Annotated in this window: 18 protein-coding genes, 1 tRNA gene and 2 rRNA genes (1 of these 21 cut by a window edge); 3 read left to right on the top strand and 18 right to left on the bottom strand. The window is 56.2% G+C overall.

Going from position 1 to position 19,960, the window contains the following annotated elements; all coding sequences use genetic code 11:
* Positions 1-20 precede the first annotated feature (20 nt).
* The 10 genes from RSK20926_RS01135 to RSK20926_RS01090 form a co-directional block, all read right to left on the bottom strand.
* Positions 21-1,319, bottom strand: coding sequence for an amino acid ABC transporter permease (locus RSK20926_RS01135; RefSeq protein WP_008203864.1), 1,299 nt, complete (start codon positions 1,317-1,319; stop codon positions 21-23).
* A gap of 3 nt (positions 1,320-1,322) precedes the next feature.
* Positions 1,323-2,555 (bottom strand): amino acid ABC transporter permease, encoded by a 1,233-nt coding sequence (locus RSK20926_RS01130; protein WP_037253237.1) that lies wholly within the window; start codon positions 2,553-2,555, stop codon positions 1,323-1,325.
* A 142-nt stretch (positions 2,556-2,697) separates the two neighbouring features.
* Complete coding sequence (locus RSK20926_RS01125; protein ID WP_008203862.1) at positions 2,698-3,714, bottom strand: amino acid ABC transporter substrate-binding protein; 1,017 nt, start codon at positions 3,712-3,714, stop codon at positions 2,698-2,700.
* A gap of 232 nt (positions 3,715-3,946) precedes the next feature.
* Positions 3,947-4,651 carry an ATP12 family chaperone protein gene (locus RSK20926_RS01120; protein WP_008203861.1) on the bottom strand — a complete coding sequence of 235 codons (705 nt, stop codon included), beginning with the start codon at positions 4,649-4,651 and terminating at the stop codon, positions 3,947-3,949.
* 3 nt (positions 4,652-4,654) lie between these two features.
* A complete protein-coding gene (locus RSK20926_RS01115) occupies positions 4,655-5,323 on the bottom strand; it encodes an HAD-IA family hydrolase (RefSeq protein WP_008203859.1) in 669 nt (222 codons plus the stop codon).
* Positions 5,320-6,366, bottom strand: coding sequence for an RluA family pseudouridine synthase (locus RSK20926_RS01110; protein WP_008203857.1), 1,047 nt, complete (start codon positions 6,364-6,366; stop codon positions 5,320-5,322). Before RSK20926_RS01110 ends, RSK20926_RS01115 begins: the two co-directional genes overlap by 4 nt.
* Entirely contained in the window at positions 6,363-6,743 is a 381-nt protein-coding gene (crcB, locus tag RSK20926_RS01105; protein ID WP_008203856.1) for a fluoride efflux transporter CrcB, read from the bottom strand. The genes RSK20926_RS01110 and crcB overlap by 4 nt, the downstream gene beginning before the upstream one ends.
* 98 nt (positions 6,744-6,841) lie before the next feature.
* On the bottom strand, positions 6,842-8,155 hold the full coding sequence (locus RSK20926_RS01100; protein ID WP_008203855.1) for a replication-associated recombination protein A: 1,314 nt from the start codon (positions 8,153-8,155) through the stop codon (positions 6,842-6,844).
* 81 nt (positions 8,156-8,236) lie between these two features.
* Positions 8,237-9,649: a trypsin-like peptidase domain-containing protein gene (locus tag RSK20926_RS01095; protein WP_008203854.1), complete on the bottom strand. Its 1,413-nt coding sequence runs from the start codon at positions 9,647-9,649 to the stop codon at positions 8,237-8,239.
* Between the two features lie 87 nt (positions 9,650-9,736).
* Positions 9,737-10,807 carry a 3-deoxy-7-phosphoheptulonate synthase gene (locus RSK20926_RS01090; protein ID WP_008203853.1) on the bottom strand — a complete coding sequence of 357 codons (1,071 nt, stop codon included), beginning with the start codon at positions 10,805-10,807 and terminating at the stop codon, positions 9,737-9,739.
* A gap of 336 nt (positions 10,808-11,143) precedes the next feature.
* Here RSK20926_RS01090 and RSK20926_RS01085 point away from each other — a divergent pair, with 336 nt between their 5' ends.
* A complete protein-coding gene (locus tag RSK20926_RS01085; protein WP_008203852.1) occupies positions 11,144-11,677 on the top strand; it encodes an SMI1/KNR4 family protein in 534 nt (177 codons plus the stop codon).
* A 303-nt stretch (positions 11,678-11,980) separates the two neighbouring features.
* Here RSK20926_RS01085 and rplQ read toward each other — a convergent pair whose 3' ends face one another.
* The 4 genes from rplQ to rpsM form a co-directional block, all read right to left on the bottom strand.
* Entirely contained in the window at positions 11,981-12,406 is a 426-nt protein-coding gene (gene rplQ, locus RSK20926_RS01080; RefSeq protein ID WP_037253232.1) for a 50S ribosomal protein L17, read from the bottom strand.
* Positions 12,407-12,547: 141 nt separating this feature from the next.
* Positions 12,548-13,564, bottom strand: a complete 1,017-nt coding sequence (locus RSK20926_RS01075) for a DNA-directed RNA polymerase subunit alpha (RefSeq protein ID WP_008203850.1) — start codon at positions 13,562-13,564, stop codon at positions 12,548-12,550.
* Between the two features lie 112 nt (positions 13,565-13,676).
* Positions 13,677-14,066 carry a 30S ribosomal protein S11 gene (rpsK, locus tag RSK20926_RS01070; protein ID WP_008203849.1) on the bottom strand — a complete coding sequence of 130 codons (390 nt, stop codon included), beginning with the start codon at positions 14,064-14,066 and terminating at the stop codon, positions 13,677-13,679.
* Between the two features lie 15 nt (positions 14,067-14,081).
* Positions 14,082-14,450, bottom strand: a complete 369-nt coding sequence (gene rpsM / locus RSK20926_RS01065; RefSeq protein WP_008203848.1) for a 30S ribosomal protein S13 — start codon at positions 14,448-14,450, stop codon at positions 14,082-14,084.
* A gap of 539 nt (positions 14,451-14,989) precedes the next feature.
* Between rpsM and RSK20926_RS23425 the strand changes: the two genes are divergently transcribed.
* Positions 14,990-15,166: a transposase gene (locus RSK20926_RS23425; RefSeq protein ID WP_442852514.1), complete on the top strand. Its 177-nt coding sequence runs from the start codon at positions 14,990-14,992 to the stop codon at positions 15,164-15,166.
* Between the two features lie 913 nt (positions 15,167-16,079).
* Here the strand turns inward: RSK20926_RS23425 and RSK20926_RS23420 are convergent.
* Positions 16,080-16,529, bottom strand: coding sequence for a Mu transposase domain-containing protein (locus RSK20926_RS23420; RefSeq protein ID WP_442852512.1), 450 nt, complete (start codon positions 16,527-16,529; stop codon positions 16,080-16,082).
* A 503-nt stretch (positions 16,530-17,032) separates the two neighbouring features.
* Between RSK20926_RS23420 and RSK20926_RS01050 the strand changes: the two genes are divergently transcribed.
* Positions 17,033-17,674 (top strand): restriction endonuclease, encoded by a 642-nt coding sequence (locus RSK20926_RS01050; RefSeq protein ID WP_198136547.1) that lies wholly within the window; start codon positions 17,033-17,035, stop codon positions 17,672-17,674.
* 231 nt (positions 17,675-17,905) lie between these two features.
* On the opposite strand, the gene RSK20926_RS01045 is transcribed toward RSK20926_RS01050, so the two are convergent.
* From RSK20926_RS01045 to RSK20926_RS01035, 3 genes are all read right to left on the bottom strand, one after another.
* Positions 17,906-17,982, bottom strand: a tRNA-Met gene (locus RSK20926_RS01045).
* A 161-nt stretch (positions 17,983-18,143) separates the two neighbouring features.
* A 5S ribosomal RNA gene (gene rrf / locus RSK20926_RS01040) occupies positions 18,144-18,258 on the bottom strand.
* 200 nt (positions 18,259-18,458) lie between these two features.
* Positions 18,459-19,960 (bottom strand): 23S ribosomal RNA (locus RSK20926_RS01035); it runs 1,333 nt beyond the window's last position.

The following is a 19,960-nucleotide window of genomic DNA, read 5'->3' as shown; positions in this document are numbered from 1 at the left end:
TCAGCCATTGTCTGGCCTCCTTAGCGATGACCAGTGGCGAGACGACGCTCGAGCCACTGAGAGTATTGAGAGATGCCGTAGCAGACGATGAAGAACAGGAAGGCCGCAAAACCCAGCAGTTCCCAATAGACGCCGTTCCACTCTGTAGAGGCGAGGATGGGACCACGGATCATACCAACCAGGTCAAACATCGAGATCACGGAAACCAGAGTTGTATCCTTGAACAGGCCGACGGCCACGTTCACGATACCTGGGATCGAGATCTTAAGAGCCTGTGGCAGGATGATCAGGCGCATGGCCTGCGGATAATCCAGACCCAGGCTGTCTGCCGCTTCATATTGTCCCGTTGGTAGGGCCGCCAGACCACCCCGGATCACCTCGGCGATATAAGCCGCTGAGAAGAGGGTAATCATGATGACCACGCGCAGGAACAGATCCACCGTCGCATCTGGCGGGAAGAAATAGGACAGCATCACTGATGCCACAAACAGCAGCGTGATCAGCGGAACGCCACGAACGAATTCGATGAAGATCACGCAGATCCATTTGATCAGCGGCATGCTGGACTGACGTCCCAGGGCCAATGCGATTCCCAGCGGAACCGACAGCGACACACAGGTTACGCCCAGCATCATGTTCAACATGAAACCACCAAGATCACGACTCGGCACCGACGAAAGCATCGCGTTTTCTGAAGCCCCTTCCGGGATCAGAAACCCGCCGACCTTCCAGACCACCAGCGCAGCGACAAGAGCCCCAAAGAAGCCCGCAGCAAAGCTGCCCTTACCAAATCGCTGGAAGACAACCGCTGCGGCGACAAAGCCGAGGAAAGCAATCACAGGCACCAGGATAGAACCACCCCAAATCAGCCAGAAGGCTATAAAGGGATAAACCACGGTAAAGCCAAGAAGCTGACGCGGGAGGTCAAAGAACAGCACAGGTGCCAGAGCGATCAGCAAAAGCACAAGCGCCAGGTTCGGACGCCAATAGGCTTCGGTTGGATATTTGAAGCCGTAAAGCAGTTGGTTCCAGCGCTCGGACAGAACCGAGAAACAGGCGCCAACCTTGCCATCCAGAACCTCACGGCATTCAGCAAGGGAAGAGGTCGTCCAAATCCCGTTCAACAGCCAAGGCAGAGTATTCGACAGAACCGAATAGATCAGCGCTAGCGCGACGAGGGTGAGGATCGAGTTGGGGATGTTAGAGAAGAGGTTCTCGCGCGCCCATTTATACACTCCAGTTTCACGCGCCGGAGGCGGGCTTTCAGGAATGGTGCCTTCTGCGACAAAGGCAATCGAATTTGTTGTCTTGTCACTCATGGCTTAGCGCTCCTTCAGCTTCACGGAGGCGTTGTAGACATTCATCGCCATCGAAATGAGCAGCGAGGCAGTCAGATAGAACAGCATCAACAGGAGAACGCACTCAATGGCACGGCCGGTCTGGTTCAGCGTAATACCACCCAGAGTAGCGGTAATATCAGCATAGCCAACGGCGATCGCCAGAGACGAGTTCTTGGTGATGTTGAGGAAGTTCGAAATCAGCGGTGGAATGATCACGCGCAGCGCCTGTGGCAGAACAACCAGGTTCATGATCCGACCAGGACGCAGGCCCAGGGCCGCGGCCGCTTCGGTCTGACCCTTGGAAATCGCCTGAATACCAGCACGTACGTTTTCTGCGATAAAGGCGCCGGTGTAGATCGACAGAGCGAACCACAGCGCAATCAATGGACCACCGATCTTGATGCCACCCTTGAAGTTAAAGCCCTTAAGCTCCGGCACTTCCCAGGTGAGGCCCATAACGAACAGCAGCAGGACGATGGGCAGGATCCAGACAGCCAGACCGATAAACAAGGTATTAGGGCGAATACCCGTTTCTTCCTGTTTCTTGGTGGCGTTCTGTTCAACCTTGCGCATGACAAAGAAGGAGCCTGCAAGCACCGCCAGAACCAGAACCCAGTTCATACCGGCAGAGGCAAACAAGCCCGTCTCGAACCAGGGCATCGGGATGTAGACACCGCGGTTTGTGAAGGCAAATAGGTCCAACACCATACTGGCTGTGGGCTCCGCGCCTCGGAATTCCCGTGGCCCAGGCATCACAGCGGTCATGATGGTGAAAATGATGATGATCCAGATCAGAACAGGGATGTTCCGGAAGACCTCAACATAAACCGCCATGATCTTCGAGATCAGCCAGTTGTTCGACAGGCGCAGAACACCAGCGATCACACCAAATATCGTAGCGGTAATACAGGCAAGGAAAGCGACCAAAACGGTATTAAGGATACCGACAATCGCAGCGCGTGCATGGCTGGATTGGCTATCGTATTCAACCAAACGCTGATTGATATCGTATCCCGATGGGTCACCGAGGAAGGAATAGGAGATATTCAGACCCGCTGCGCGCAGGTTCTGAATGAGGTTGTTGCCCAAATACCAAATGGCCAAGGCCAGAACGAGTGCAGCAATGGCCTGGAAGGTCAACGATCGATACCGCGTATCGTTGATCAACATAGACAGCTGAAACTGCTCCTTGGGAGGGTCAGTAAGAGTTGACATAAAGATGAGATCCCCGTGGCTTACAGATCCTCTGTTCGGCGGGGTTGGTTCCCTGCTCGCGACAGATCTAAAGCGTTTTTGTTCGGAAGTTTTGAGTAGGAAAAAGGGCGCAGGTTAACCTGCGCCCTTTCCTAAGCAGTTTTTAGCGGAAAGGAGGCGAGTACAGCAGGCCGCCTTCGGTCCACTGAGCGTTCAGACCGCGTGCCAGACCAATCGGTGTGTCCTCACCGATGTTCTTGGCGAAGACCTCACCGTAGTTGCCGCCAGCGGCAACAGCGTTCTTACCCCAGTCAGCGGAGAGACCCAGCATCTCGCCCAGAGTACCTTCGGTACCCAGCAGACGGTTGATTTCTGGGTTGCTGGTGCCCGCAGACATTTCAGCGATATTTGCAGAAGTCACGCCCAGCTCTTCAGCAGTGATCAGAGCGTTCAGAGTCCAGCGAACAACATCACCCCACTCGTGGTCGCCGTGGCGGACCAGCGGGCCCAGAGGCTCTTTGGAGATGATTTCTGGCAGCAGGACGTGATCCGCAGGCGCGTCAAAGGTGGCGCGGGTTGCGGCCAGACCAGAAGCGTCGGTGGTGTAAACGTCACATGCACCTGCCAGGTACTGCTGCTGTGCTTCGGCGTTGGTTTCGATTGGAACCGGCTCATAGGAGATGTTGTTGGAGCGGAAGAAATCCGCCAGGTTCAGCTCGGTGGTAGTACCGGTCTGAATGCAGACAGTCGCGCCGTCCAGCTCTTTTGCGGAGGACACGCCCAACTCTTTTGGAACCATGAAGCCCTGACCGTCGTAGTAGTTAACGCCGGTGAATTCGAACTTCAGGTCAACATCGCGCGAGAAGGTCCAGGTGGTGTTACGGGCCAGCATGTCGATTTCGCCAGATGCCAGCGCGGTAAAACGTGTTTTACCGGTGGTTGGTACAAATTCAACAGCGGTCGAGTCGCCCAGAGCAGCCGCAGCAACCGCGCGGCAGACAGCAACGTCAAAACCTTCCCATTCGCCGTTCGCATTCGGAGCTGCGAAGCCAACCAGACCGGTGGTGACGCCGCAGTTCAGTTTGCCGCGGGCTTTCACGTCGTCCAGTGTGCCGGCTGCAGCTGCACCAGCTGCCAGACCAGCAACGGTCAGCGCGCCCAAAAATACGGTATTTTTCATTGTTACCTCTTCCTGATGTTCCGCCTATTGTGGCGGATTTTTTTTACCGGCCTACGTAGAAGCCGGAGATGGTAAGAACTGGGACAGAGCCCCAATTCGTAGGGGAGTTTGGGCGCATTCATCAACAAACGTCAAGGGCGTGATCATGAAAAACGATGTCCGGATTGCGAACATTTCCCTGATAGAAAGAAAAATTCCTATTTAGGGATTAAACCCGCAACAACCTGTCGCGCTAGGAGAAATCAAAGAAACGCTTTGCGTGCAAGAAGGCCTGCTCCTTGATTGCGGCAACCTCCGTCGCTTCCTCATCGACTCCCCATTGCTCTTCCTGCCAAGCCTCATCCAGACGCGAAATGCGCCAAATTTCCTCTGGGCTGCGGCAATCTTTGGCTGCAGCAAAGCCCAAAACCAGAGAACCGGACATTGAAACCAGGTCATGAAAGGCCGCGAGCTGAAAGGGGGTCATCGCATGAACCGAGGCCCGCAGCTTCGCCAGAGCTTCCGGTTTCTGTGGCTGGTGCATCAGCCCGCTGCGCGGTTCCAGACGTGCGTTGAGTGCGTTTTCAGCCCAGTCCAAAATCGGGTCCCAGGTCTCATTTTGACGCATCACAAGTTCCTGAGGCGCCTCTGCGCGATAGCAAAGCAAGTCCGAATCACCGTAGTCCGCCAACATATTCGCGACCTCCTCGTGCTGATTCGCGACCTTATCGATGGCTGCATTGGCGGATTTGGTGCAGGGCATCGTCTCTGGATTGATCCCTTCCTCCTGCGCGTCCCACTCCGCCGCGATGGCTTCGGCCATCGCACGACTTGGTACCACCAGGGCTGCTTTGGCCGGTGTCTTTACCTTGCGGCCGTCCAAGGTGATGGCAAAACCATCCCCCTCTTCCACTACGGAGACTTCTTTCCAGAAACGCTTTTGCTTCCATTCGCTCATAGGTCAAACCTTCCAAATCTTCTGCAGCAGCGGTTTCAATTCTTGAAAACCGCTGATGGTATGATCCGCGCCCAGTGTCTCTGCCTGATGGTAGCCCCATGTGACGGCAACGGTGGCGACGCCAGCAGCGCGGCCCATTTCTATGTCAAAGGCCGTATCACCAATCATGACTGCATTTTGCGGCTCAACTCCCGTTTCCGCGAGGGCGGCAAAAATCATTGAAGGATGCGGTTTTGAGGGGTGGTGATCTGCCACCTGGCGCGTCACAAAACACTCCAGCCCATGGGCCGCGATCAATGCATCCAATCCACGCTGGGATTTGCCGGTGGCGACCCCCAGCAGATATTCAGGCACAGCGTTGAGTTCCTTCAGGATCTCAGCGGCACCCGGAAACAGGGGGGAATGATCTGCCCCAGCCCTTAGTCGCGCCTGCATATAGGCGCGTTTGTAGCCTTCCACCAATTGGGACTGAGTTCTGTCATCCTGCTCCGAGGCAAGATCAGCAATCGCCAAAGGCAAAGAAAGGCCCACGATGGAGAGGATCTCTGGTCGGGCCGGTGCTGGCAGCCCAACACCCATAAAAGCACTCTCCATGGCTGACGAAATCGCGTTTTGGCTATCCGCCAGCGTACCGTCCACGTCAAAAAGGATCAGCTTGAGGTCTTGGCTCACTGCAGATCCTCAAAAGGATCCTCGGCGGCCAAATCTTCTGTCCAACCCAGGGTGTCCCAGCTTTCTTTCATATGCTCCGGCAACTCAGCCTCAACCGAGATCGGCTTGTGACTCACCGGGTGTTCAAAAACCAGGCGACGGGCATGCAGGTGCAGCTTCTTGCTGATGATGCCCCCCAGCTGTGCCCCCCAACCATCGCCAAGGTTCTCCTGACCGGAGCCGCCGTATTTCCCGTCGCCCGCAATCGGGTGGCCAATCGCCGCCATATGGGCGCGCAGCTGATGCGTCCGCCCGGTGATCGGCTCCATCGCCACCCAGGAAGCGCGGCTCGCCACACGATAAAGGGTGGCATAATGGGTATGCGCCCGCTTGGCCCCTGGCGTGTCATCGATGTCGCGCGGATGCACCGGGATCATTTTCTCCCCCTCACCGCTGCGCCCGTGACCCGGAGCTTTTACCAGGCCGGTCTTGATTTCACCCAAATAGGGCGTTGGCACACCGGCCACGAGGGCCCAGTAGATTTTGCGGGTGTTCTTGTGCCTGAACGCGGCAGTCAATGCCTGCGCTGCCTTGCGGTTGCGCGCAAGGACCAAAACCCCCGAAGTGTCCTTGTCCAAACGATGCACCAGACGCGGCTTTTCCTCGGCCTCAAGGCGCAGAGCTTCGGAAAGCCCATCCACGTGGCGCGTTGTGCCGCTGCCACCCTGCACTGCCAATCCTGCAGGCTTGTTCAGAACGATGACATCATCATCCTTGTAGATCACGCAGCCACGGATCATCTTGGCATCCGCGTCAGAGATTTTGGTTGCCCGTGGTTCTGCCGGTTTCAGATCAGAGGCGGGAAGCGGCGGCACCCGCACCACCTGCCCCGTCGCGACCCTGGTGCTGGCCTTTACCCGGCCACCATCCAGACGCAGCTCACCTTTGCGGCACATCTTCTCAATACGCCCCTGATTCACATGCGGGAACAGACGGCGCAGCCAGCGGTCGATCCGCTGGTCATCATCCTCTTCGGTGACGGTGATCATCTGTACGCCGCTCATGCGAACACTCCTCTCGCGAGCCAGAGGCCCAGAAACAATCCCCCGACGGACAGTGCCACCGAAAGACAAACATATATGGCGGCCTGCCCCAGGGCGCCGCGCTCTATCAAAGTGGCCGTTTCCAAGGAAAAGGCCGAGAAGGTGGTGAAGCCACCAAAGAGACCGGTCATCACAAAGGGGCTGAGATGTGTGAGCCCCTTATGTGCCGCTGTCACCGCAAAGACACCCATCAGGAACGAGCCAATGACATTCACCGTGATGATCGCAAGCGGAAACTCCTGATGGCCAATCAGCCGCAAAAGGCCGATGCCCGTCAGATAGCGGAGCGCTGCTCCGCAGGCGCCGCCCAGGGCGACAAGAGATACCGTCGAAATCATCCCGGGTCTGTGGCGCGGGCGCGCTTGGATGTCAAGTTTTACGGCTGCAAGCCCGCCTTGCGGCCAATGCTAGGCTCTCATGCCCCGAACCACAGCCTCTACTTCCGCTCAAATGCTTTTGGCACCGGCCTGCCCGTGACCCGCTCCCAATATTCATCTGCGCGCTTTTCAAAGGTTGCAGCCTCGCGCGCTTCACTTTGATAAAAGCGCCCCGGCTGCATCCCCGGCGCATAGGTCTGATCGACCCAGCCCCTGGGGTCGTTATGCGGGCTGCGATAGCCGCCATGACCCAACTGTTCCGCCCCCTGATAATGCGCATCGCGCAGGTGCAATGGCACCGGCAAAGGTGGCTCACTACCGACAGCGCTGAGGGCAGCAGAGATCCCATGATTGGCGGATCCCGATTTTGGCGCGCGGGTCACATGCAGGGCCGCATGGGCCAGAATGATCCGTGCTTCAGGATATCCGATCATTTCAACTGCCTGTGCAGCGGCCACTGCAGTCTGAAGTGCTGTATTATCCGCAAGACCGACATCTTCCGACGCCTGGATCATGATCCGACGTGCAATAAAGCGGGGATCTTCGCCACCATGGATGAGACGTGCAAGCCAATAGAGCACCGCCTCCGGGTCGCCGCCCCGCATCGATTTGATAAAGGCGGAGATGATATCATAGTGCTGATCGCCCGAGCGGTCATGATTCACTGGGGCAGCACGATAGACTTCCTCCAGCATATCATCGGTGACTTTCACACTGCCGCTGTCCCCATGCCCGATCGCCAGGCTCTCAAGTGTTGTGAGCGCACTGCGCGCGTCCCCGCCAGAGCGCCCCGCGATGATGCGCAATTGCTCTGGCGCCAGAACTACTTCGATACCCATTTCTGCCAGGTGTTCGAGCCCCCGGGCCAGCACGGCTTCCATATCCTCAATCGCGATCGGCTCCAGCTTCAGGATCGTTGAGCGCGAAACAAGAGCCTTTGGCAGCGCAGTATAGGGGTTCTGAGTGGTCGCACCGATGAAATCCGCCGTGCCTTCCTCGCAGATGGACAAGAGATCATCGGCTTGGGTCGCCGAGAACCGGTGAACCTCATCGACAAAGATCAGAATGGGGCGAATACGCGCCTCATCCGCCAATTGCCGAATATCCTTGACCCCTGCACGCGTGGCGTGGAGCTGCTTGAACTCCTTGTTCAGCATCTCGCCAACCGCGCGCGCGATGGAAGTCTTACCCACGCCCGGAGGACCATAGAGAACGATGCTGCCCAATTGATTGGCGGCGATCCTTCGCCGCAATACCGACCCTTTGGCGGTCAGAGTTTTCTGTCCAACCACCTCGTCCAGAGAGCGCGGCCTAAGGGCCGCTGCAAGCGGTTGGTTTTCCTGCTCACGACCAACATCAAAAAGATCTGACAATTTGACACCTCACATTTTGGGTGAACCGGCGGAGACGGTTGCGGACCATGACAAAGGCAAGCCTCAATGGCCTCGCATCTCTCAGCGGCGCATCCGCAGGCTGACCCGCTGGCCGCGCCGGTTCAGATCCAGCTGAAGCCAGCGCCCAGCATCAGCCAAAAGACGCGCAACATCTGCAGGCTCAGCCACGGGTTCTCCGTTGATACCAAACAGAATATCTCCCGCAAGGACCCCTGCGCGTCCGGCATAGGGGCCAGGGTCCAGCACCGCAACCCCTTCAGCGGAAAGCGGCAATTGCAGTTGGACAATGATCTGCGGATTGATCCGGCCCAGAGTAAGCCCCGGCAAGGCGCTGTTCTCGTTCAACTGAATAGGCTCAGCAGCGGGCCTATCCGGAGCGGTGAACATCTCAACCAAGATTTCCTCACGGTTTTCACCGCGCAGACGCTCTACCTGCGCGGTTCCGCCCAGCCCAGCCACCGACATGCGGAAGAGCATCTCGGACGGGGAGTTTACCTCCAGCCCATTCACACGGCTGATGACATCGCCAACGCGAAAACCCGCCTTGGAAAAGGGGCTCTCGCTGTGCAGCTCGGAAATCAGCATCCCCTCAGGCAATACCATCCCCAAGGAGGCCGCAAGATCCGCATCCACCGGCTGCCCCATCATCCCAGCCCAAGGGCGTTGGAAATCTTCTGCCCCATCGCGGGCCTGATTGACGAACTCCTGAACTAGATTGGCCGGGATGGCAAAACCGATGCCATTGGACCCGCCAGAGCGGCTGAGGATGCGGGTATTGATGCCGATGAGGTCGCCGTTGATATCGATCAGCGCGCCGCCGGAGTTGCCCGGATTGATTGGCGCATCTGTCTGAATGTAATAGCCGATGCCCTCCCCGGATGCAGTGCCACTGCGCGCAAGGCCCGAGACAATCCCGCTGCTCACCGTCTGGCCCACACCAAAGGGATTGCCAATCGCCAGGGTGAGTTCCCCGACCTCCACCTGGTCACTATTGCGCAGGTTCAGATGTGGTAAACCTTCTGCCTCTTCCAGCTGCAGAATGGCCAGATCGCTGGCCTTGTCTGCCAGCACCACACGCGCGTCATATTCGCGCCGGTCGGTGGTCACCACCCGGATCTCCGTCGCCATTCCGACCACATGGTAGTTTGAAACCACAATACCATCCGCAGAGAGGATCACCCCTGAGCCCAGAGAGTTCTGCACCCTTGGGCGCGGGTTGGCGAAATTGCGAAACAGATCGTCAAAGAATGGATCATTCATAAAGGGGGAGCGCTGCCGCTGCCGTGCCTGGGTGACGATCTTGGCATAGATATTCACCACCGCCGGGGAGGCTTGCTTGACCAAGGGCGCAAATCCCAATGAGATCTCCGCCTGCGTTTGCGGGATGCGAGTTTCAGCAAAGCTAGCCGGAGCGGCAGCAATTCCGCAAACCAGGGTCAAGAACAAAGAGACAGAAGGGACGATGCGGATCATGGGGGCTCCCGGAATGGCTTTCCCCAAAGGATATGCTTGCCGCACCGCTTGAATGCAAGCCATGCCGCAAGCTAAGATCTAAGGGGTCTACCCAGCCATCTGGGTCGGCAAGCTGCGGCGCGCCCGAACCGCATCAGCCAGGCCGTGCAGTTCTGTCACCGTATCTTCCCAGCCGAGACAGCCATCGGTGATGGACTGACCATAGGTCAGCTCCCCCTGCCCCAGATCCTGACGCCCCGCCACCAGATGGCTTTCGATCATCACGCCGGTAATGCGCTGTTCGCCAGCGCGCAGCTGATTGCCGACATCCTGCAGTACCAAGGGCTGTTTCAACGGATCCTTGCCGCTGTTGGCATGGCTGGCATCAATCATCACATGGCCGCGGATGCCGTCCTGCTCTGCCTTTTGGCAGGCCGCATCAACAGAAGCGGCGTCATAGTTGGTGCCGCCACCACCGCGCAGGATCAGGTGGCAATCGGGGTTGCCGCTTGTGGCCGCAATCGCCGCGCGGCCATTTTTCGCCAGAGCCATGAAATGATGCGGATGAGCCGAGGAGCGCACCGCATCGATGGCGATTTGCACATTGCCACGGGTGCCGTTCTTGAAACCAACGGGACACGATAGGCCTGAGGCCATCTCGCGATGGATCTGGCTTTCGGTGGTGCGTGCGCCAATGGCGGCCCAGGCCATCAGGTCCGACAGGTATTGCGGTACGGCAGTATCGAGGAACTCGGTCCCCACCGGCAGACCCATCTGATTAATGTCCAAGAGGAGCTTGCGCGCCATCTCCAGCCCCTCGTTGATGCGGAAGGACCCATCGAGCCTGGGATCATTCACCAGCCCCTTCCAGCCGCTGATGGTGCGCGGTTTCTCGAAGTAGACACGCATCACCAGTTCCAGCGCGTCGCCCAGCTCATCCCGCAGCGGCTTCAGCCGCTCTGCGTAGTCCAGGGCCGCCTTGGTATCATGGATCGAGCAGGGGCCAACAACGACGATCAGCCGGTCATCCGTGCGGCGCAGCACCTTTTGGATTGCCGCGCGGCTATCCAGCACGGTCTTGCTGGCCAGATCATTGCTGGGCAGTTTTTCCGCCAGTTCATCCGGTGAAATCAGTTCCTGCATATCGGTGATGCGGAGGTTTTCGATTTGGGTGGTCATGGTTCTCAGGTTCCTTGCGGGAGGCCCTGTCTCGAGTGACGGCGGATACAAAAAAACCGCCATCTGCTGAGGGCGGTTGGTGTGGTATCTGCTTTGCGTCGCTTATGTCGTCAGCACGCCAAGACCCCTCCGTCCGCCTGTCGGCCCGGATAAAAATAAAACCAGATTGCAGCATAGGTTTGGGTCATGCCGGTGACGCTAACGGAGATTCGGCGGGTTGTCTATCTGGAAAGTTGACCTTTTCAAAGGGATCATGCGAATGTTTGTTGTGCAACAATTACAAGCCTGTTTTTGTATTCACGTATTCAATTTCTTACTTTTTGCTTGGAACCTAAATTGTTTGAAAGACTGCTGAACTTAAGAAAGCTCCACAGAAAAAAGATGAATGAGCTCTCAGATTTTAATAAGAAATGGTGTCTGGAAGAATACCCGCCAGAGCGGGTCGACCCGGGACAGCTTGACCAGGCCGAGCAGCTGCTTGGGATAAAGCTCCCAATGGACTACAGGTTCCAAGTTCTAAGCTTCGGACTTCCCAAACCTACCCTTGCCTTGCTCACGGCTATTACCGATCGTGAAATTGATTTGCATGACCTTTCGGAACTTTATCAGCCTGAGATGATCGTTACGCAGACCCTGGACTGGTGCAAAATCGGTATGCCCGAATCTCTTGTAGCAATCGGAAGCGATAGCCTTGGCAATTTATTCTGCTTCGATAAGCAACATCTTCAATCCGAAAAACAAGCAAAAGCACCTATCTATCATTGGGATCACGATTTTGACTATAGGTCTAGGGTCGCCCCTTCCTTTTCGAAATGGATAGCGAAATACCTAGCCGGCTGGTCTCATGGCATTAAGCCTTCGGACTTTTAGAACCTCGTCCAATTAAACTGAAGCGTTTGTTGGAGAGCACAAGGGCAGTGGCCGACTTTCAGCAGGTGCAGAGAGCCTTCTCGTGGGGAAGGTCAGGCGCTGCCCGGCCTACCAGCCGGGAAGGACCTCATAGGCAAATCTTTCCAAATTGTCAGGTCGTTGCTTTGGAGAAGGACTGGTTAGTATTTCTTTTGTTTTGCTAGTTTCGAGGTAATAGCGAAAACCAAATTGTAGGGCCTCTTAAACAAGAAACCCCCGCTCCAAAGGAACAGGGGTCATGCCGTCTGACGATGTCAGACAGTCTTATTCTTCTTCGACTGCTGCTTCCAGCTCGGCCACACGGGCCTTGTCGGCGGCGCCTTTGGCGGCAACGTCACGGTCGACGAATTCGATGATCGCCATCGGTGCCATGTCGCCATAGCGGAAGCCGGCTTTCAGGATACGGACATAGCCGCCCTGACGCTCAGCGTAGCGGGGGCCCAGAACGTCGAACAGTTTGGCGACATACTGATCTTCTTTCAGGCGGGCACGGGCCTGACGGCGGGCGTGCAGGTCGCCGCGCTTTGCCAGAGTGATCATCTTTTCGATGATCGGGCGCAATTCTTTTGCCTTGGGCAGGGTGGTTTTGATCTGCTCGTGCTCGATCAGCGAGCCTGCCATGTTGGCAAAGAGCGCCTTGCGGTGCTCGTGAGTACGGTTAAGGCGGCGGTAACCACGTTTATGACGCATTGGAGTGTTCCTTCGGTCTTGCGTTTTTGCTTTGTCTGTCAGCCGATGCGTGTCAGCTGATCTCCTTGGGGCAGATGCCCGCTACTTCCCCCGCACCCGGGGCATTTCGGGGAGGGTCGCCCCTCCCCTGAATTGTTTGGCTTAGAAAGTGTCTTCGAACTTCTTGGCCAGATCTTCGATGTTGTCCGGCGGCCAGTCCTCGACATCCATGCCGAGGTGCAGCCCCATACCCGACAGCACTTCCTTGATCTCATTCAAGGATTTGCGGCCAAAGTTCGGGGTGCGCAGCATCTCTGCTTCGGTCTTCTGGATCAGATCGCCGATGTAAACGATGTTGTCGTTCTTCAGGCAGTTTGCCGAACGCACGGAAAGCTCCAGCTCGTCCACTTTCTTCAGGAGAAGCGGGTTGAACTCGAGACCATCGTCCTCGTCCTGGCGGTTTGCGGACTCGGGCTCTTCGAAGTTGACGAAGATCGACAGTTGGTCCTGCAGGATGCGCGCAGCATAGGCCAGCGCGTCATCCGGAGTGACGGAACCGTCGGTTTCGATCTTCAGGGTCAGCTTGTCATAGTCCAGAACCTGGCCTTCACGGGTCGGCTGAACGTCATAGGAGACCTTCTTGACCGGCGAATAGATGGCATCGATCGGGATAAGGCCGATGGGTGCATCTTCCGGCTTGTTCTTGTCAGCGGAGACATAGCCCTTGCCGGTGTTGACGGTCAGTTCCATGAACAGATCGGCGCCATCGTCCAGGTGGCAGATGACGTGATCGCGGTTCAGAACCTCGATGCCGGCGCTCTCGGAGATGTCGCCTGCGGTGACAACAGCCGGGCCCTTGGCATTGATCGAGAGGCGCTTGGGGCCTTCGACTTCCATGCGCAGGGACACGCCTTTGAGGTTCAGGATGATGTCGGTCACGTCTTCACGCACGCCAGCAACGCTGGAGAACTCGTGCAGCACGTTGTCGATTTGAACGCTGGTGATAGCCGCGCCCTGCAGCGAGCTCATCAGAACCCGGCGCAATGCGTTGCCGAGCGTCAGGCCAAAGCCGCGCTCCAGCGGTTCGGCGATGATGGTCGCCTGGCGAGCGGGATCGTTGCCCGGTTTAGCTTCAAGCTGTGTTGGCTTGATCAGCTCTGCCCAATTTTTATGGATCATGCCTTCCCTCCATTCCTGTCTGAACCCCATGTCCGAAGGTGCAGACGCCCGAGGTTTAAAATGACGGACTGGGGCCCTGCAAAAATGCGGGGCCCCAGCGTAGGTCTAAGTATTAGACGCGGCGACGCTTTGGTGGGCGGCAGCCGTTGTGTGCGATCGGGGTTACATCACGGATCGAGGTGATGTTGAAACCGATGGCAGCCAGAGCGCGCAGTGCGGATTCACGGCCGGAACCAGGACCCTGCACTTCAACTTCCAGCGTTTTCACACCATGATCCTGGGCTTTCTTGCCAGCATCCTCAGCAGCCATCTGAGCCGCATAAGGCGTGGATTTCCGCGAGCCTTTGAAGCCCATGGAGCCAGCAGAAGACCAAGAGATCGCATTACCCTGAACGTCAGAGATGAGGATCTTGGTGTTGTTGAACGAGGAGTTCACATGAGCAACGCCGGTGGCGATGTTCTTGCGCTCTTTTTTCTTAACGCGAGTCTTATCACGTGCCATTGATCAAACCCTCCCTTACTTCTTCTTACCAGCGATGGCCTTTGCGGGGCCTTTGCGGGTGCGAGCGTTGGTGTGGGTACGCTGACCGCGAACGGGCAGGTTACGGCGGTGACGCAGGCCGCGGTAGCAACCGAGGTCCATCAGGCGTTTGATGTTCATCTGAACTTCACGGCGCAGGTCACCTTCGACGGTGTAGTTCGCGTCGATGTGCTCACGGATGGACAGAACTTCTGCGTCGGAGAGCTCGTTCACACGACGGGTTTCGTCGATATTCACGGCTTCGCAGATGGCTTTGGCCGAAGTCGGACCAATACCGGTGATATAAGTGAGGGCGATCGGTACCCGCTTTGCAGTCGGGATGTTTACGCCGGCAATACGTGCCACGTGTCACTTTCCTTTTCGTTGCGGTTCCGTAGTTCCGGAACCTTTTTTCACAACGCTTGACTTTGGCAGTGCCGCCAGAGAGTCCAGCATTTACGAGGTGGTCTCGCAGACACAGTAAGGGCCTGCATAGAATCATCCCAAGGAGGGATGGGCTTGCCTATGAAGAATTCAGAGTGCCGTCAAGGGTTCTGCGGTTCGCCCAAGACTAATTTCATCGTAAAGCGAATTTCTGTGCCAAAAGAGATACCTGTACAGCAGTTTCTATCCCCAGAAGCAATCCAAACTGGACGGCAGAGAAACGGTGTTCCGGCATGGATCTTTTGCGCAATTCGCTGAGGGATTCAACTCATGTGGCCAGTGTGGTAGCTGGCTGGTATGCGAATTTGGCCCCCTAGGAAGTCTCAGACGAAAAGCTCGCGGTTGTTGAAGTGTTCGCTGAAGCAGCAGGGTGCCTAGGACTCTGATTTGAACCCGTGATGGGGTGGCGTTTCCAAGCAACCGGAAAGCGAAATCACTGGACCTAGAATAGCGACACGGCGATCCAGATTTGCCTGACAATGACGGTTCTTTTTAGAAAATCCCTTCGCCAGACGAGTGGGATTGTCGAAAATTTATTGCAGCCGACAGGCCTCGACTGGAAAGAGACGGGCACCAGCACTCTGTGCCGCGACCAGAAGGCATTGAATGTCGCCAGTCCTGATCCTAGCGGATGCTGATCGAGGTGATCGGGGCTCTCCATTTTCCGATAGATCCGGCCGGGATCGAAGCGGAAGGTGAAGGCAAGTGCTCCCCCCTCTCGCACATACAATACATGTACTGCCGTTTAGAGGGCGAAAATCAAAGATACCTGTGGCGTAAGCTTGATCTCGATATAGACAAGGAACCACTGGAAGCGTTGCAGCTGCCCCCTAATTAGCCCCAGACTTGCTGCTGTCCGCTGGTTTATGACGCTTAATAGAGGATACAAGTATCTTGAGCACTCAAGCTGCCAAAGAGCGTTCAAGCCTGACCCGGTCTCAGTGTTTAAATCTTACCCACTTTTTTGGTGTAAAGCCCCCAGGCGATCCGCCCGCACATAGTGCGTCCGCCCTGTGGGCTTCGTTTGCGCGGCGGTTATTTTTTCTGCGCTGTTTACTCTTGGCGAACCGGTAGGACGTATTGCCTCTTTCGATGATCGCATAGTGAAGTGAGGGATTTGCGCCATTGGTTCAAGGTCAATGCCGAACGCGATGCGCATTTGATGCTGGCCTCTCGGCGATAGCCAGCAATCGCCGTTCAGCTGACAGATGGAGCGCACCCGGCGTTCTACAGTCTCAGAGTCTATCAGCTGCATCATCGCGGCCGTCAAACTTGGTGGTTTGCGTCCGGACAGCAAGTTTTGGGCGAAAGCTGTCATCCCGTGCAGCCTCAGGGCAATCATTTGGTCGACGAGGGCGTTCTCCTCAGCTCAGCACAGCGTCTCCTTGCGCTTGCAATCAGCCCTGGGCCGTAAGGTCAGTTGCAGATAGGTATCGGCATCGCTGAGCGGTGTGATGAGCGACTCCTCCAAATGGTTGCTCCACTGCCCGGCAGGACATTGCGAAACAATGTACCGAGAGGGAGATTGATGATGTCGGCAAGACCAGGATGTTATATTCCGCTGCCAGTTCGCAAGTCGTCTCGACCACTTCGATCCCAGGATCCTGCGCCAGCAAAAGCGGTTCGACGAACTCCCGCCCCACCTTTACCTGTTATGTAGCACTCTCTTAACAGGTGCATCGTGCCGAGCAATTGCCATTCCCCAAAAGGTCCGCCGTCACGCAGAGCGCCAGGCCTACGATTCAATAGAGGCGCGTTATGCCAGGACTCAAAATAGCTGACATTGCGAGTGAAGCGACGTTTGTGCCCTGCGATGACTTCTTGGCCCGACATCAACACGATCCGGCCTGCATAAGCCCCCAGCGACACATGCTGTTTGGCGAACTGGGAGGGCACACTGTATCGATTTCTGGCATATTGAACCAGGCAGGTGGAGCGGACGCGGACGCTCTTCTCCACGTATCTCTCAGATGCACGCCCCTGGGAGCCAGCGCGGAGCATTCGACTTCGAACACTTCGGCAACTGTGCGATCCGATTGTTCGGAATGGGGCCGGTTTGCCAGTTCTTCACAGCGCAGGCGCTACCACTCGTTCTACACATCGAGATCATCCAAGGTAGGTTTCGGGGGCCATATTTCACTAAAGGCGTGAGGGGTTCACTGCTTGAATCCAGTGGGGTAGCAATGGAGCATGAGCAATTGGCCCCCTACAACGAAGACCATCGACTACGGCCCAGTTCTCCTCCCTATCGCTGGCCACATAGAACCCAGGCAAAGATATCCTCAGCAAAAGAGATTCGATCAAACGACTCTTCTGCTTCAGGTTCCAGATCCCGGCATTCCGCTGAAAATCGGGTGACAAATCCATTTCGCCATGCTGAATACGAGTGTTAACAAGCTTTCGGTCTTCGTCGCATTGTACTGGGCGGCTCTGCCACGATCCACGAGCTGGATGAAGAGGTGATTTCTCTGTGAAGGCGTCACCGAAGCCGAACGGGCTACATGATGACCAATAACAGTGGCCCACGAGTGAATCACTATCTGTCATGGGCGCGCACCTATTTGAAACGCGGTGGAGCGCTAGAGAACTCGGCGCGTAGTGTATGGGCCTTGACGGAAACTGGGGCCAAAATTCTGGATGTTGCCGCGACGCGCGCGATCTATGATCAGGTCACACAAGAAGAAAAAGAACGAGCCAAGGCAAAGCGCCAAAAGGAACGCGACCGGCTGCAAGCAAAGCGTGACAAGCAAAAGCGCAAAGCGTCTGAGGTTGAAACAACCAGCGAAGAAGAGCCGGACACCCAAAACGACTGGAAGTCCAGCCTGTTGGATGTAATGAAAACCATGGGCCCAGATGCATTCGGCCGCTCGGCACAAAGACTGTTGCGAGAGGCTGGTTTCGTGAAGGTCGAAGGACGCGGCAAGTCCGGTGATGGCGGCATTGATGGTGTCGCGGTTCTGCGGGTTAACCTTGTGTCCTTCCAGGTCTACTTCCAGTGCAAACGTTACAAGGGCAGCGTTGGCTCAAAAGAGATCCGGGACTTTCGCGGCGCATTGGAAGGCCGTGCCGACAAGGGCCTATCTATCACTACCAGTCATTTTACTCGGAGGAGGCGACCCGTGACGGAGCAAAGGCCATTGACTTGATAGATGGTGAACACCTGTGTGACTCAGTGAAATCGAATAGGTCGGGTGTGCGAACCGAGATGGTTGAGAAAGTGACCATAAACCAGGAGTGGTTTGCTAGAGTTTAAAGTGTTGTACCTTCACAACAGCACTTTGCTCAATTTGCTTCCACGGTGCTTCCACGAAGTTTTGGGCCCAAACGGGTAAAGCGCGCCTTTGTGCGCTATCATTCTGCTATTTCTGTTGTGTTTTTGGTTGCGGGAGTAGGATTTGAACCTACGACCTTCAGGTTATGAGCCTGACGAGCTACCTGGCTGCTCCATCCCGCGACGCTGTGTTAGTCCTACCGCCTATTCGGCTGCTTGAGGACAGGGTTACGGGCTTCTGAGCGTATCGCTTTTTGGGCCCGTTTTTCCTCACTTAACGTATAGATTTGTCAGGCGAGGTATTTTTGATTGATCGTTTAGAGAGGATTGTTGGATTTTACTAGGTTTGGCGGTGACCTACTCTCCCAGGGCTTAAGCCCAAGTACCATCGGCGCAAAGGCACTTAACTTCCGGGTTCGGGATGGGACCGGGTGTTTTGCTCTCGCTATGACCACCAAACCGAGTAAAATCCAAGAACCTGCGGTTCTTGGATTTTCTCGGTTGGCGGCTGGCAGCGTAGTTGCGTGGCAACTGCGCGAGAAGCCGCACCCGAGTTATGTCACGATGGTGTTTCGTGACACTTCCAAGAGCGCAGGAATACAATCAAGTGTTGTCCAAGTCTTGCTTGGTGCTTTCTGTTTGGCTGTCTTTTACTGGATCAGATCAAGCCAATCGGGCGATTAGTACCGGTCAACTGAGCATGTTACCATGCTTACATCTCCGGCCTATTGACGTGGTGGTCTTCCACGGCCCTCAGGGATACCTTGTTTTGAGGGGGGCTTCCCGCTTAGATGCCTTCAGCGGTTATCCTGTCCGATCATAGCTACCCAGCACTGCCGTTGGCACGACAACTGGTCCACCAGTGGATCGTTCACCCCGGTCCTCTCGTACTAGGGGCAACTCCTCTCAAGTATCCTACACCCACGGCAGATAGGGACCGAACTGTCTCACGACGTTCTAAACCCAGCTCACGTACCTCTTTAAACGGCGAACAGCCGTACCCTTGGGACCTGCTCCAGCCCCAGGATGAGATGAGCCGACATCGAGGTGCCAAACACTGCCGTCGATATGGACTCTTGGGCAGTATCAGCCTGTTATCCCCGGCGTACCTTTTATCCGTTGAGCGATGGCCCTTCCACTCGGGACCACCGGATCACTATGGCCGACTTTCGTCTCTGCTCGACTTGTCAGTCTCGCAGTCAGGCTGGCTTCTGCCATTGCACTCAACGAGCGATTTCCGACCGCTCTGAGCCAACCTTCGCGCGCCTCCGTTACGCTTTAGGAGGCGACCGCCCCAGTCAAACTACCCGCCACGCAGGGTCCCGGATCCGGATAACGGACCGCGGTTAGACATCAAGAGTGCGAAGGGTGGTATCTCAAGGGAGGCTCCACAGGGACTTGCGTCCCTGCTTCGATGCCTACCACCTATCCTGCACATCACAATCCTGATGCCAGTGCGAAGCTGTAGTAAAGGTGCACGGGGTCTTTCCGTCTAACCGCGGGAAGCCTGCATCTTGACAGGCAATTCAATTTCGCTGAGTCGATGTTGGAGACAGCGGGGAAGTCGTTACGCCATTCGTGCAGGTCGGAACTTACCCGACAAGGAATTTCGCTACCTTAGGACCGTTATAGTTACGGCCGCCGTTTACCTGGGCTTCAATTCGGAGCTCTCACCCCTCCTTTTAACCTTCAGGCACCGGGCAGGCGTCAGACCCTATACGTCGTCTTGCGACTTCGCAGAGCCCTGTGTTTTTAATAAACAGTCGCCACCCCCTGGTTTGTGCCCCCGGATTCCACTTGCGTAGGACCCGGGCCTCCTTCTCGCGAACTTACGGAGGTATTTTGCCGAGTTCCTTCAACATCGTTCTCTCAAGCGCCTTGGTATTCTCTACCAGTCCACCTGTGTCGGTTTAGGGTACGATCTTATGGAGGTGCTATTTCCAGGAACCTCTCAGCAGCCCATTCAATCCAATAAGGATGAACTACCTTCGAGATCCGTCACATTCCTCCTGGCCCAGGAATATTAACCTGGTTCCCATCGACTACGCCTTTCGGCCTCGCCTTAGGGGTCGGCTTACCCTGCTCAGATTAGCTTTAAGCAGGAACCCTTGGACTTTCGGCGAGAGTGTCTCTCACACTCTTTGTCGCTACTCATGTCATC

It is taken from the genome of Roseobacter sp. SK209-2-6, assembly GCF_000169455.1.
Taxonomy (GTDB): Bacteria; Pseudomonadota; Alphaproteobacteria; order Rhodobacterales; family Rhodobacteraceae; genus Pseudophaeobacter.
The sequence above is the reverse complement of the archived record's forward strand: the minus strand, read 5'-3'. Positions and strand labels throughout refer to the sequence as shown.